The 14,751-nt window shown below is 54.1% G+C and carries 8 protein-coding genes; 2 read left to right on the forward strand and 6 right to left on the reverse strand.

Annotated features, from left to right (window positions below):
* On the reverse strand, positions 1–774 hold a 774-nt coding region (locus J1782_RS16310; RefSeq protein ID WP_217153517.1), incomplete at its 3' end, for a hypothetical protein.
* Positions 775–879: 105 nt separating this feature from the next.
* Here J1782_RS16310 and J1782_RS16315 point away from each other — a divergent pair.
* Both J1782_RS16315 and J1782_RS16320 read left to right on the forward strand, forming a co-directional pair.
* Positions 880–1,026 (forward strand): hypothetical protein, encoded by a 147-nt coding sequence (locus tag J1782_RS16315; RefSeq protein ID WP_208950474.1) that lies wholly within the window; start codon positions 880–882, stop codon positions 1,024–1,026.
* A gap of 75 nt (positions 1,027–1,101) precedes the next feature.
* Positions 1,102–1,314, forward strand: coding sequence for a SymE family type I addiction module toxin (locus J1782_RS16320; protein ID WP_208950475.1), 213 nt, complete (start codon positions 1,102–1,104; stop codon positions 1,312–1,314).
* 51 nt (positions 1,315–1,365) lie between these two features.
* Here J1782_RS16320 and J1782_RS16325 read toward each other — a convergent pair whose 3' ends face one another.
* From J1782_RS16325 to J1782_RS16345, 5 genes are all read right to left on the reverse strand, one after another.
* Positions 1,366–1,680, reverse strand: coding sequence for a hypothetical protein (locus J1782_RS16325; protein ID WP_208950476.1), 315 nt, complete (start codon positions 1,678–1,680; stop codon positions 1,366–1,368).
* The gene (locus J1782_RS26400; RefSeq protein ID WP_254303096.1) at positions 1,677–2,495 is read right to left on the reverse strand and encodes a hypothetical protein; all 819 of its coding nucleotides are present in this window, start codon (positions 2,493–2,495) and stop codon (positions 1,677–1,679) included. Before J1782_RS26400 ends, J1782_RS16325 begins: the two co-directional genes overlap by 4 nt.
* Before the next feature lie 95 nt (positions 2,496–2,590).
* Positions 2,591–2,956, reverse strand: a complete 366-nt coding sequence (gene cdiI / locus J1782_RS16335) for a ribonuclease toxin immunity protein CdiI (RefSeq protein WP_217153518.1) — start codon at positions 2,954–2,956, stop codon at positions 2,591–2,593.
* A gap of 8 nt (positions 2,957–2,964) precedes the next feature.
* Positions 2,965–12,735 (reverse strand): hemagglutinin repeat-containing protein, encoded by a 9,771-nt coding sequence (locus J1782_RS16340; RefSeq protein WP_217153519.1) that lies wholly within the window; start codon positions 12,733–12,735, stop codon positions 2,965–2,967.
* A gap of 20 nt (positions 12,736–12,755) precedes the next feature.
* The gene (locus J1782_RS16345; RefSeq protein ID WP_217153520.1) at positions 12,756–14,414 is read right to left on the reverse strand and encodes a ShlB/FhaC/HecB family hemolysin secretion/activation protein; all 1,659 of its coding nucleotides are present in this window, start codon (positions 14,412–14,414) and stop codon (positions 12,756–12,758) included.
* Positions 14,415–14,751: the final 337 nt, after the last annotated feature.

Below are 14,751 nucleotides of genomic sequence, written 5' to 3' on the forward strand. Positions count from 1 at the left end.
AGGAATTAGGGTAGTGATTTTTGGTGTCGAATTCATATTTCCTTCAGGATAGAAGAAACTGACCTGGATAGCTCCCTTGTCAGTTATAGCAATACTTTTAGTCACTGTAGTACCATAGTTATTAGTTTTACTTGATATAGGAACACCATTGCTAGCTGCCTGATTAAATACCTTGATCAAAGCTTGCTCATTGTTTATACCTAAAGTATTAAGATCTTTCATGTTTTGGGCAGATCTCTGGACATTGTGTGGATTCCCAGTTGTCACTTTGCCAAAGAAATAGTCAAATTTGCTTGGATCAACATTGTAACCCTGAGGCGATAATTGCTTACTATCGTTTCCAGCCCCAATATCGGTAGATGGTTCTTTAGCCCGAGTCTTCCAGATCCCGGCAGCGATCCCCGCCGCACTGGTTCCTGCCACAAGTGCCAGAGAGTTTATCGCAAGTTGCTTAGCTTCCGGCGAATCACCAGACATTAACGCATTGTGAATAGCTATGTTTCTGTCTGCTTCAAGCTGGATGGTTGTTACCTGAAGAATAGATAGTTCGTTCTGTTCTTCCGGAGTTAAGCCGCCATTAACACGTGCCTTTTCTAATAACTCGTTTGCACGTTTGGCATATTCAGCCTGTATAAGGCCAACTTCGTTAGCCTTATCTACACAGTTCTTGGAGCCTTTACATTCAACAACACTTTCATGTTGTTCGGCATTAATTTTCTTGTACTTATCAATAACGCCGTTTTCACAAGCAGAACTACCCTGGCACTGCGCCATCTCCTGAGAACGTGACTTGTTTTCAGCAACACTCAGCGCATTATTCTCAACGTCACTTCTGACTTTCTCTTATTCGAACCGGGCGAACGTGAGCCTGAAGATGATATGAAGTTACGTTTTGAAGCGCTGGCGGCGATGTCTGTCGAAGACCAGGAAGTGGCTAAAGCGGTACTTGATGCGATGATTGTAAAAAGCCAGGTCACACAGACCGTGGCGCGCGTCAGCAAAGCGACGGCTAAAGGAAAGAACTAATGTAATTAGCGCGGTCAGTCAGTGTCACGAGCACTGACTGACCGCTCATCACCACCAACTATCGAGGAGTTGATCATGACTGAACGCGATTCTACGTCAGAACCCGCCACACCCCAAGCCCGTCAGAGTATTGTGGGTTATCGCCCTAACCACGGGCAACCCGATCCGTATCCGCAGATCACCCTCAAGGGCCGCTGGCTCGGGCAACTCGGTTTTACTACGGGGCAGAAGCTGGAGGTGATCACACAGCCGGGACAGCTGATCATCCGGCTGGCGACTGAAGCGTAATTAGCTGACGTATAACGTAAAATCCCGCCAACAAGGGCGGGATTTTAATGACTAATAGAAGTCTGGGTCTATTCGACCTTCCGCTTTCAGGATCTCAAGAAAGCGTTTGTAGGATACCTCATCCAATCCAAGTAAATCGTCCAGCAGTTTCTCTTTGATCAGGGCCCAATGGTAAATTCCACATGCATTATTATGAAAATAAACCGCCTCAAAATTTAAGTCAGAATCAATTACAGTAACTTCTGACGCTTTATACGCTGCAAGCCCGCCATAGTTTCTTGGGAATCCCAAAAACACAGTTTCATTTCCAAACCAATAAATTGAGAATATATCGATTATCTCACCGTCTTTTTCTTGTAATTTCATTTAACTTTATCCTTTATTGAATCGATCACTTTAGACGGATCTGCCTGTATTCTTTGCGGTGTTGTAATTTTCATATCATAGGCTTGCCCAGTATTAGAGTTGTACTGGTAATGTATTGTTATTGTTGAGCCATCCGCGAGTTTTTGCTTTGCTTCCATCTTTTGGAATCCTGCTGACTGAGGGAAACGAGGATCATTATTCATTCCCTCCAATTTAACACCACCTGTAGGATTAGCCTTAACCCCATTCCACAAGACTTTCTCATTCAGATCTCTCGGGAACGGATTCTGTATCCCCTTAGCCGTCGTGATGTATTCTGCATTATTGATTAACTGCTGCTGCTCTTTTGTCAATGAAGACAAACCAGATGTTGAGTTGCTACTGAGCGGTTTATCGACTGTCAACGCTATGATAACTGAGGCAAGGATCCCTTTATTGAGATTGTTTTCATGCAGTTGCGTGTTATTCGCTACAGGTTCCAGTTCTGAGATGGAATAAGCTGCCAGTTCCTGACACTGCGCGGTACATTCTGGTGAAGCAGCAAGAGCTTTTAAATCTGCCAGTGCACCTTTCTGATCTGCTACTGATATTCCAGTAGATAACGCCTGTTTCTGATTCTCTGCATCCCGTTTTTTCAGGTCTGCCAGGACTTGTTCCTTCTCAGCATCAGTCTTCGCAGCGGCATAATTCTCAGTGAAGGTTTTGATGTCCTTATCACTCAGATAATTATTCTCAACAACTATTGTTAAAGATTTCAAACCCGCTTTATCTGCCAGATGACCATCACCGCGTACAGTAAGCCATATTCTGGTCATCAGGCAGGTACAATTCCGCTATGACTGCCTGAAGTGTGGCCGGGGCTGGCTTTTAAAAGTTAAAATCCCAACCGCAAGAGATTGGGATTTTCAGATCATAAAAGTAGTTTAGCCAGTAAACTGTTTACTTTTTCTGTATCTTCAGGATGCAGCAGAAGATACCTTTCACATGCCAGACGGACGTACTGATAGCAGGTTTCTTCGCTAACAATGACAGTATCTGCTTCAGAAGCGGGATAGCCGACGGCAAATTCAACGCCTTCAAAATGTTCGCTTTCATCATAACTTTCCATATCTGGAAAATTACAATAAGCACCATCAACATTTAACGTCCATTTTTTAGATAGTAATTCTAAAGCATCCAAAAATTTACCATCTTCATACATTCTTTCAAAATAGGATATAACGACTAAATTAAGCCCGTTATCTACATCCTGTTGACTAAATAATTCTTTTCTCATCGTTCACCTCAGTTAGGATGGAAGTTACGCACAGTTCCAGTAGTTCTATCCACGTAAATTCTGAAGTTAACCCCATCAACCGATACGTTGGCCTGGCCATTTTTGCTAGCCATAGCATCTTTGTAGCCTTTAGCCGCAGCTTGTTGACCAAGCTCTAATATTTTCTGGTCAGAGAATAACTTAGGATCGTAGATAGTCTTAGTTTCAGTAGTCGCTTTATAATCTCCGGTAAGATTTCCTGCCCGATCTTTTGTCGGTATTAAATATTTCACCTCAGTAATACCTTTTACGCCAGTAGGCGTCTCACTGACGATTTTTACATTGTATTCTTTAGCAGCATCGTAAAACGCATTGGAATTATGCCCCCCTGAGATTCCATTTTTCTGTGTAAATCCATCTACCATAGATAAATGTTTCGGTTGGTCGATGCGGAAGTTAATGCCTGAAGGATAGATGACGATGTTTCTAGTCATTACTCCTATTTTGCTGACCACAGCCGCACCCAGCACAGGTTTCAGCGAGGATGCGATCATCTGCATTCCGTCATAGGTTTCGACATAATTCTCTGCCGTCACCTTATCAACCCCAAGCTGCGACATGGCATAATTCGCCATCGCATCCTTCACCTGCTGCTGATTCTGTGCATCAACGCTGGTGAAATTCAGCAGGTTTACTATCTGACCATAAGCGTCCGGATACATCTGGCTGACTTTGTTATTGTAGTTCCCTGTTTCGTACTCACCTTTGGCCGCTATGACCTCCAGCCTTGCACTCGCACAGGCCGCACTTCCGGCATTGCCATTGCTACATGCATCAATAACCTTCTTATCGCTAGCGATATCTTTCTCACGCAGTTCATTGATGGTCTGCTGTGCCTGCTCACGTTCCGCAAGGTTTGAACTGTTAAGTTTCTGCTTAGCCAGCTCGAGCTCTGTCTTCTCCGACACGTGCAGATAGTTATTCTCAACCTCATTCTTCCCAGCCTTCGCCCCATCAATCGCCGAGCTAACATCTCCGCCAACAACGCCGCCTGCGATCCCTGAAGCTAAGGTGGCCAGAGCCACAACACCTTGTTTTTCCTCCTCTGTCAGGTCTTTGATGTCTTTGCCCGGATAGAGCTGGTCGGCGATGTATTTCGCGCCTGCGGCGGAAAGCCCCGCGCCCGCAGCCCCGGCTGCCGCATTTCCGCCCTGCATTTCGGCGACGATGGCGCCGGCGAGGGCGTGGCTGATGATGCGTTCGGCACCTTCGGCGGTGTTATTTTTGATGAACTCGGCCATGTACGGCGCGGCGGCTCCGGCGACGGCGGAACTCCAGTCGCCGCCCGTCAGGCCCTGTATGGCGGCTGTGATGGCCTGAATCGCCTGCTGTTTGTAGCTGCCGGTGCCGTATTCGTTCATCGCCGCTTTGTAGGCGTCGGTATTTTCCAGCGTTTCGTTGTAGGCGTCCCACTCGCTTTGCTCTGCGCCTTTGGTCGGCGTCGGCGGCAATTTGCCTTCTTTTGCCAGCTGCTCCTTGGCGGCTTCCTGCGCGGCGATTTTGCCTTCGGTGCGTACGATGTCCGCGACCTGCGAGCCGATCTGCGCGATGGCGCGGTTTTCGTCGATGTGCTGCTGTTCTTTTGCGGCGTCGAAAATCGGGGCGAGGGTGCTGTGCGCGTTGTCGGTGTCGCGGCTTAAGTTGGCGATATCCTGTTTTTGTGCGTTCGGGTCGCGGATAACAATCGTGCCACCGGCGATGGCGGAGCCGGTAGTGCTGGAGGCTGAACCGTCGCCGTTGAGCCCGGCGAGCATGGCGTTGGCCATGTTGCCCATGAACTGCGACGTTGAGTTGCCGCTTGAACTCATGCTGATACTGCTGCTGTCGACGCTGTAGCTGGCTTCGTTGTGGATGTCGTTCCAGCCGAGCGTGCCGGTGTCGAGGCGGTTTTTGTCGGCGCTGGCACCGGAGGCAATGACGCCGCCGTTGAGCTGGGTGTGATTGCCGGCGGTGATGTCGAACCCGCCGTTGCCCGCGAACATACCGCTCTGGTCGGTGACGCTGGCGTAGTCCGAGTTCATTTTGTCCTGCGACAGGCTGATGTAGCCGCTGCCGCCGCCGCCGCCCCAGGTAAAGCTGCCGCCCGCGGCGGCGCTTTGCTGCTTCGAATCGTAGTGGTCGGTATCCTGCAAACTCTCAATGATCAGGTTGTGGCCGATGTCGGCGGTGATTTGTTCACCGGACACCTGCGCGCCTTTAATGTTCAGGTCGTTACCGGCGCTGATGTTGAGGTTCCCGCCTGCGCCCACTTCTGAGTTAGTCCAGGTGGTGCCGTCACCGTGGTTTTTGCCAGCGGCGGCGTTGACGTCGGCGAAGACGCTGATCCCCGCCTTGTCATTACTGACGCCAAAACTGATGCCGATATCGCCACCGGCGCTGGAGTTTTTACCGGTGGTTTTTTGGGTGTTATCCGCAGCCAGCAGGTTGATGTCGTCGGTGGCGAACAGGTTCAGGTCACCGTCGGCTTTGACTTTGCTGCCAATGACGTTGAGATCGCCGTCCCGCGCTTCAATCGTGGCGTTGCCGCCTGCCATCACCGTGGAACCGGTGGCGGCATGCTGATCGGTGATCTGCTCGGAGCGGCTTTCCTGATGGCTGATGGACGCGGCAATGCCGATAAAGCTGTTATTGCCGCCGTTGTTGCCGTCGAGCTGCGTACCCTGATACGCCTGATAACCGTTCAGCGCAGCTTTGATGCCGTCGAGTGCTGCCATGCGTCCGCTGTCGTCGTCACTGGCGCTTTGGGCGGCGGTGTAGACGCTGTTTACGGCGCCACCGGCGGTACCGGCGAGGGTAATGTTCAGACCGGTAGTTTTTTGCTCGAAGGTTTCTTTGCGGTGAAGCGCGTCCTGACCGGGGTCGATCTGCACGTTTTTGCCACTGATCAGCATGTCTTCGCTGGCGATAATGTCTGAACCGCTGACGTGTACATTGTTGCCCGCCATCACCGTGACGTCGCCGCCAAGGCTGCCGACGGAGCTGGCGCTCTGGCTTTGCGTGGTGCCGTCTTCGTTGACGCGGTGGCTGGTTTCAGTGGTGCCGATGGTGAATCCCAGCCCGCCGCCGCTGAACAGGCCGCTCTTTTTCTTCTCGTCGAGACGATAGGACGACTGCTCTTCGGTGGACGCCAGAATGTTAATGTTGTTACCCGCCAGCAGGCTGACGTTGTGATCACCGATAATGCTTGAGCCGTTGACGTTGAGGTCATGGCCTGCGGTCATCGAAACGTTGTCGCCGCCAAGTTCCGAGCCTTTCTCGTGAGTGGCGTAATCCTCGCGCACCGTATGAGTGGTGGTTTTGGAGAACATTCCGCCCGAGGTTTTGGTCTGTTCGAAGAAGGAATAATCGCTTTCGGTGACGCTGTTCAGGGTGATGTCGCGCCCGGCGGTGACCGCCAGATTTCCCGTGGCATCGACCTGTGCGCCGTTAAAGGTCGCGTCCTGGCCCGCCTGAATATGGGTGTTTCCACCGCTTACCAGTTCGGTGCTTTGCTGGCGAATCGTCTCTTCGACCTGCTGCTTTTTGTTGCCGTGCGATTCGCTATAGCTGCTGATTTCTTCTGCGTTGAGATTGATATCGCGACCGGCGGCCAGCGTGGCGTCTTCCCCGGCTTTCATGCTGGCTGCCTGAGAATTGAGGTCACGCCCCGCGACCAACGCTAAATCGCCGCCCGCAGTAATCGTGGTGTTATCCACCAGATCGAGACGCTGTTCTGTCTTGTTGGTTTTGCTGTGTGCGTTCTGTTCCTGCGTTTGCAGGTTAATGTCGTTCCCGGCTTTGAGCGCCGCATCGCCTTCTGCGGTGACCTGGCTGGCACTGATATTCAGGTCATGACCGGCCTGCATCGCGAGATCGCCGCGGGAAGAAATCTGGCTGGCCTGCGTGTCGCTGCTTTCGGTCAGCGTATTTTTACCGCGTGAACTGTGCTGTTCGAGGTCACGGGTCTCAAGCGCGGCGATATTGATATCGCCCAGCGCCTGCAGGGTGAGATCGCCGCCTGAAGTGAGGTTTGCCCCGGTGATGTCGATGTTTTTACCGGCGTACATCGTCAGCGAGTCGCCTGCGGATATTGATGCAATATCGCCGATGTCGGTGTGCGAGAAGGCAAGGCTGTCGCGACCGGATTTTCCGCTAATGCTCCACTGGTTGGTCAGCGTCTGGTTAATGATGCTGCCGTTGTAGCTGATAAGTTGTACGCCCTGACCGCTGAGACTTGAGCCGATGTTGCTGATATCGCCCGTCGCAAACAGGCTGAGATCGCCACCGGCTTTCATCAGGCCCGCGTCGAGGTTATCGATCGTGCTCTGGCTGGAGACGTAAAGGCCGCTGTTGGCCTGCAGGGTTGAACCGCTGTTGGTGATGCTGCCACCGGCCAGCCCGACGTTGTTCCCGGCGATGACGCTGCCGCTGGCTGGCGCGACATCTTTCGGGGAAAGATACAGTCTTGGCACCAGCACGTTCTGGCCGTTTACGACGGCGTTTTCCCACCACAGGATACTTTTATCCAGCGAGGCGATTTGGTCGCGGGTCAGTGCGACGCCAAATGCCAGCCCGAGGGAGTGCTGTGCGCTGGCGGCGTTGTCCATCAGGTATTGCATCTGCGCCAGATCGGATCCGAAACCGCTGATATAGCGGCTGCCGGTGGCGTTGATTAATGCGTTGCTGACGTAACGGGTATCAAAAGCCGCATCGCCCAGGAAACGATAATCGTAGTCCGGGTGAAGATTGAGGCGGTCGAGGAAATACGCCGAGCCGATAAAGCTGTTTTCATCGGTGTACTGGCGTCCCGTCTCGCGTGGGACAACCGGCGCCGTCATGCCCTGCATGGCATAGATTTCGTTGAACAGGTTGTTATCGAGTTGCCCGAGTCCGTCCAGTTTCGGGTTGGTGACGATCAGATACGGGCTTTTCGGATCGGCATTAATGACGAAATAACCGTTGCTGCTGGTGGGCAGCGGGTAATCACCGGTGTTGAGCGCTGTGCCGCCGCCCAGTGCCTGAATCGTATCTGCAACGTGGTCGCGCCACTGCGGAGAATTGATATCCGTGCCGGAGGTCTGCGGTAAATCCTGCATTTTTTCACCGGCAAATTCCGTCGGTGCGCTGAGGGTGCTGAGCGCCGGAGCTACCAGATTATGGCTGATGCTGCCCGCGCTGGCGGTGGTGGTGGTATTGCTGATATCGCTGAAGAAATTAGCAATCAGATTGCCACCGGCCTGAATAACGGCGCGGTAGGAATATCCGCCGTTGCTCGTTTCATAAACCGGTGCGCCCGAAAGCTCGAAACGCAGCGTGCCGGAAGAGGCGAACTGATTACCGTATTCCGAGGCTGAAATTCCCTCACGGCAGCCTGAAGCTTTCGTGCACGTATAGGAATAAGTCTGGTACTTCGAAACTGTGCCGGTCTCGAGAGAGTTGTTGTTCAGCTGGCCGCCGCTCAGCGACATGTTTCCGCCCGCAAGAATATCGCTGGCGTTGTTATCCAGCACGCTGGCCTGAACTGTGAGATCCCTGCCTGCCGCAATTCTGCCCGCGCTGCCATCAGCGTGAGCCGTGACCGATTCGTCACTGACTAATACTTTCTGGTTGGCCAGAGACGGGCTGACCACAACGTAATAATAGGTGGTGCAGTGGTCGTTCACGCCGCCGCCGCACAGGGTGCCCTTATCAAAACTCAGGGAATCCGGGTCGAGATCCCGCCATAACACATCGATATAAGCCTGATCGCCGGAAACATAGTCGTGGGTTTCTTTGGAGAAACTCAGCCCGTCCCGCTCATTAAGCAGATGCCCGGTGTAAATACTGATATCACCGTGAGTGGTCTCGATATTGCCTGAACGGTTTACGACTTCGGTATTCGCGCTGCCGCGGGCATCTTTCATCATCCACAGGCTGTTGCCCGCCAGAATGTCGCCTTTCAGGTTGTGGATGGCGTCCGCGAGTAGCGTCATGTCGCTGGCGGAATAGAGCAGGGCAGTGTTGGTTAGTGTGCTGGCGGCGCTGAGCAGCAGGTCGCCGGTGGTGCCGATAAAGCCGTTGTTGGCGATAGCGCCGCGGCTTGTCAGGCTGACGTCGCCGCCCGATTGCAGGCTGCCGTTATTGGCCTGAGTGATGCTGCCCGCATTCACGGTGAACGCGCCGTTGCCGCCGGTCAGGATGCCCTGATTGCTGAACATCCCGCTACTGCTCAGGGCAACACTTTGCCCCTGCAATGTACCGTTTTGCGTGAAATCGCCTTCCGTGCTGACGGAAAGATTATTTCCCGCCGCCAGCGTGCCGTTCTGAGCCAGCGCATCCAGCAAGGTGAGGGTGATGTTGCCCAGCGCGACAATCTGACCGGACTGGGTCAGGGCGCGGCTGTTAAGCGTGATATCACCGGCGCTGAACAGTTTGGCTGCGGCGCTGTTGCTGAGATTTTGCGACTGAATATTCAGGCTTTGTGTGGCGAAGAGTGTTCCGTGATTATCTATAACTGACTGATTCAGCGATAAATTTGCGGCCTGAACGAAGCCGGTGTTCGTCAGGTTCCCGCCGGTGAAGAGTGATTTTCCCTGAGCAATCAGGGTGCCGCTGTTGGTCAGTGTGTCCGCGACATTGATGTTCTGGCTGTCGCTTTGCAGCCATCCGCTGTTGCGAAATTGCGGGGCGCTGAGGGTGAGTACTCCGCCGGACAGCAGGTGTCCGAGGTTATTCCCGCTTTCGGACAGGTTGAACGTAGCGTCCGTTGTGCCTTGAGCGATACCGGCGTTCGTGAAGCTGGCTGCGCTCAGGTTCAGTGAGCCGTCACTGAGCATCAGGCCGCTGGCGCGGTTATCCGCCTGACCGGAAAGCACCAGACTGGCGGCTTCGCGGGCCTGAAGCGTGCCGTCGTTGGTGAGCGTACTCGCATGCAGCGCCAGCGTGCGGGTCTGCAATTGCCCGGCGTTATCCACGGTTGCGGCATCAATGCGGGTCAGCCCGTTGCTTTGCAGTTTGCCGGACGCCTGTTGCGTCAGGTTACTTTGCAGGGTGGCGGTCAGGCTGTCGACGCCGGTGATTTCACCGCTGTTCGTTAATGTTCCGGCGGTAAGCGTCAGGTTTCTGGCGATCCATTGCCCCTGATTACCCGCCGATAACGCCTGAATAGCCGCCGCGCCGTTCGCGATCAGTTTGCCGCTTGTGGTGTTGATGAAGGTATTGGCGAGGCTGAACGTCAGCGCATCGGCGCTTTGTACGGTGCCGGTATTGGTGAAGTCCTGCGCATTGAGCAGAACGTTTACTCCCTGCCAGACGCCGTCGTTACTGACGTTTCTGGCTGTCACGGACAGCGAGCCCTGCGACAATACCGAGCCTTGCGCGGTGTTGTTCAGATCCTGTAACAGGTTCATGGCCAGGGTTTTCAGCCCGATCAGCGTGCCACTATTGGTCACCGCGTCGCTGCGGATATCCAGCGCGCTGGCCTGTACGCTGCCCTGATTGCTGAACGCGTTGCTGTTCAGGGTGACGCTGTCGCCCTGAACAATACCGTCATTGCTGAGCTGGCGGGTGTTTAGCGCCAGCGACTGGCCGCTGAGCAGTCGTCCGCTGTTCCGGTTACTGAGCGTCGTGGCGCTGATCGTCAGACCGCCGGTTCCCTGAATTGTGCCGGTATTTTCGAGGCGCTCCGTGCTCAGAATAAAATCATCCGCCAGCACCAGACCGGCGTTGGTGAACTGCGGCAGCGTCAGTTTCAGCAGGCCGCCGCTGACAATCTGCCCGTGGCTCAGGTTACTGATCGCGCCGGTATCAAATTGCAGCGCGCGGTTGCCCTGCAATATGCCGTTATTGATGAGGTTTTTCGCCGTCAGATGGATGTCATCGGCCACCACGTTGCCGTCGTTGCTGATCTGTTGCGCGTTCAGGGTGATGCTGTGTCCGGCGGTTTGACCGCTGTGCGTTAATGTTGCGGCGTGGACCGTAATATCGCCTTTGGCGGCCTCCGTGCCCTGTAAATCCGCCGATTGGGTTGCGGTCAGAGACAAGTCTTTTTGTGCCTGCAACTGCGCGGTTTTGCCGGTGATAACGCGGTTGCCAGCGCTGAGCGTCAGTGAGCCCAGTGCAGCGAGTTGTCCGTCGATTTGCGCGTCAGTCAGAGTCAGGGCGATGTCGCCGTCACTGGTGAGTAAGCTGCCGTTAGCGCTGGTAAAACGGTCGCCATTGAGTGAAACGTGCTGGCCGCCTTTTGCCATTCCCGCGAGTGCGAGCGAACCGGTGTTGAGAATAAGATTACGGCCTGCAAGCAGTTGCCCGGTGTTTGCCACCGTCAGCGCGTTGCCGGAAAACGTCAGATCCTGCTGTGCGCTGAGAATTCCGCCGAGCTGCACATCCCTCGCATTGAGCGCCAGAGAGCCGCCCGCCAGCGTATGTCCGCCGTTATTGAAGGTGTCGAGATTCAGGGCCAGATCGCTTTGCGACTGCACACTTCCCAGGTTGTTAAACGCCGTTCCGCTCAGGGTTACGCTGCGGTTGGCGGCGATATTACCCTGATTCGTCAGCGTCGGGCTGCTGATGCGGACATCCTGCCCGGCGGTGAGCTGACCTTTCCAGTCGGTGTTTTTGCTCTGCGCCAGTTCGACGTCGCGCTGTGCATCAATTTTCGTTGCGGCATCGGTGGTCAGTTCGCTGCTGGCAAGGCGCACGTTCTGGCCCGCCGTCATCTGCGCGCCGTTCGCCACTAACTTGCCGCCGCTGGTTAGGGTGAGATTTTCGTTGCCGGCAATCGTGGCGTTTTGCAGCTGAACGTCGCCTCGTCCGGTGAGCGCCACCGACTGTGCCTTATGGCTGCCGCTGAGCTGGATTTCCTGTGCGGTGGCAGTGAGATTGCCCGCCGCGGCGCTGTTGCTGAGCGTCAGTTTTCCGCTGGCATCCAGCTGCATATCGCCTTCGCGGGCGTTGATATTATTGAGGTTGACGCCCACGCCCGTTTCGCTGGAAACCAGCCGGATGCGGTTGGCGTACATTCCGCCGAGCGCGCCGGTATCGATGGCGACATGCGGGGCATTGCCCTGACCGGCAACTGGCGTGACGTTGCCGCGCGCATCGACGCGGTTGGCCCCGGCGATCACGGTCAGATCTTGGGCGCTGAGTTTGGCGTTAATTTCCGTGGCGCGGGAAATCAGCGAGAAATAGCCGGTCTGGCTGGCGTCGAGCCCTTTGCCTTCGACGGTGATTGCGCCCTGCGTGACGTCAATGGACTGAAGGTTGCCGTCGGCACCCATAACCGGTTTGCCGGTGGTCAGCGTGGCATTGGGCGTATTAATAAATCCGCAGCCGTTACAGGTGATCCCGTACGGGTTGGCGACCATCACGCTGGCGTTTTTGCCCGCGACTTCCATGTAGCCGTTGAGCTGCGAGCGGTTCGCCGAGGTGACTTCGTTGATGATGGCTTTGGCTTCGTTACCGGCTTTCAGGTTGGGGTTGTTCTGAATCAAACCGCCGAGCTGGCTTTGGGTCAGGCGGTCCGTGCTGTTATTGAGAATTAACCCTTCGCTGCCCACGTTGAAATTCTGGTACTGGTTATGCGAAACGCCCGCCTGATTAGGCGTGGCGATGTTAACAACCGGCACGCCGTTGGCGGCCTGATCGACCTGCGTCGCCCCGGTTGCCGCCTGTACACCAGCGGCCAGCGCGGGCATTACCGGCTGGAAAACAAGCAGCGAACTGAGCGCATAAGTGGTCAGGCGACGCCACGCAGAAACGGGCGGTAACGTAGAGTTTTTCACGGTCGATATCCTTATCGGGGTTACAGCACGAAGTTCAGGCGGTAATGAACGGCAACGCGATCAGGGGCTAAATCACCCGGATAACGCAGGGGCCAGCCGACGGTAAACTGGCTGGAAAAATAACGTGCGCTGCTGTTCAGCCCGACCGCACCACCCCACAGCGTGCCCGCTGCATTGATGTCGTGGTTATCGTGATGCAGGTAGCCGCCGTCAATGGCGGCCACGGCGGTGATTTGCCCGAACAGCGGCGCGGTGAACAGCGCGGTATTGAGTTCATTGCGCCAGTAACCGCCGTTATCGCCAGACAGGTATTGTTCTTTGAAGCCGCGCACCGAGCTTTCGCCGCCGAGGGTCAGCCGTTCGCTGCCGTACAGACGGTCGCCGGTCCACTGCCCGTAGGCGCTGGAAAGAAAGGTGATTTTCTGACTGACCGGCCGGTAGAAACTGCCGGAAACCGACCATTTGGAGAATTCTGCTTTGGGCGCATCCGCGGGTTTATGCTGATCGTCTTCCGCCCCTAACCACGGCACGCCGCGCGAGAAGGTCGGGTTGAGCGTCGACAGGCCGCCGAAAACTTTCTGGCTGTGATTAATCCCGACATTCACGTTGCTGAGTTTGCGGCTGCTGCTGGCAAGCGGTGCATCGTTAAGATAATTGCGCGCCATGTTGTTGCTGATGCCCAGCAAAACGCCGGTTTTGATATCGCTGTTACGGAACAGGACGCGGGAAAGATTCACCCGGTGCGTTTGCGAATCGCCGGAAGAGCGCCAGCCAAAGCCACGCGAACTGACCGTGCTGAGATAATCGCTGTAGCTGTAACTGTAATTGAGCAGCCAGTAGCCGTAAGGAACGCTCATTCCCGCCTGTACGCTGCGGGCATCGTGAGAGCTGGAAAAATCACTGCTGCGCGCACCGCTGACAAACCATTGATCCGCCAGACCTAACACATTGCTGGCCGTCAGCGAGCCGTTCATCTGGCCAGTTCCGGTACTTTTCTGGCCGCTGTTATCAAACCCTGCCCCGGCAGTGACCGGGAACTCCGGCGTTGCCGTCAGATTCACCACGGAAAAGCCCGGCTGCTCCGCCGGTAAGATTTCAATCTGCACCGGATTTTGCCGCAGCCGGTTGATTTGCTCCATTCCCTGTTCAATGTCGCGCAGATTAAGAATTTTGCCTTTAAGACTGGGAAATGCCATTGCCAGCATACGGTCATTGCGATGATCTAACTGAATATCCTGAAGCTTTCCTTCCATCACCCGGATATTTAACTTCCCCTGCGAGAGATCTTGCTCCGGCAGGTAGGCACGGCTGGTGATATAACCCTTCCTGATATACTCATCAGATATTTCCTGCACCAGTTGGGTAATATTCTTAATGCCTAAACACTTTCCAATAAACGGCGCGGTCAGTGCCTCTTTTTCACGTGCAGGCAAATGTTCCGACCCGGAAACGGTGATAGTAGAAACGGTAAAACAGTGAGCGTCGTTCAGTTCTGCGGGTTTCTGTACGGGCGCGGAGAGCGGCTGGCCCCGTTCGAGATCTTCACGTTGCAGCTGTTCCTGCTGGAGCCGCCCGCGTTGTTGCTGCTCAATCGAATCTCTGTCCGCCGGGCTGAGCGGAGCGGCATGCACAGAAAATCCGGCAAAAACTATTGCCAGAAATGAGAACTTAACATTCACTGTAAATATCCTTATTTACGAATTTATTATTTTAAATTATGAAATGAGATAACCAAACGGCTTTATATCAGGAAGTGATTAATTGTTCAAAGTTGTTTCTGAAAAAAACGCCTAAAAAAGTTTCTGACTGGAAAAGTCTTATTTACGATTCGGATTTTATTTAATGAGCGATATATTAATATTGATAAGTCAATTAAATAAGTTATCAGCATGAGATATTCCGAAATAAGGTGACGACTTTTCCGCACCGGCAGAACCGGCCTCTTTTGCTTTCAATCCTTTCCAAATCAACGCAAAATCTGTCTTCTTGAGCGGCGACAATAAGGGATGCGGGCGT

Origin of the sequence: Rahnella sp. BCC 1045 (assembly GCF_019049615.1) — a bacterium.
Lineage (GTDB): Bacteria > Pseudomonadota > Gammaproteobacteria > Enterobacterales > Enterobacteriaceae > Rahnella > Rahnella contaminans.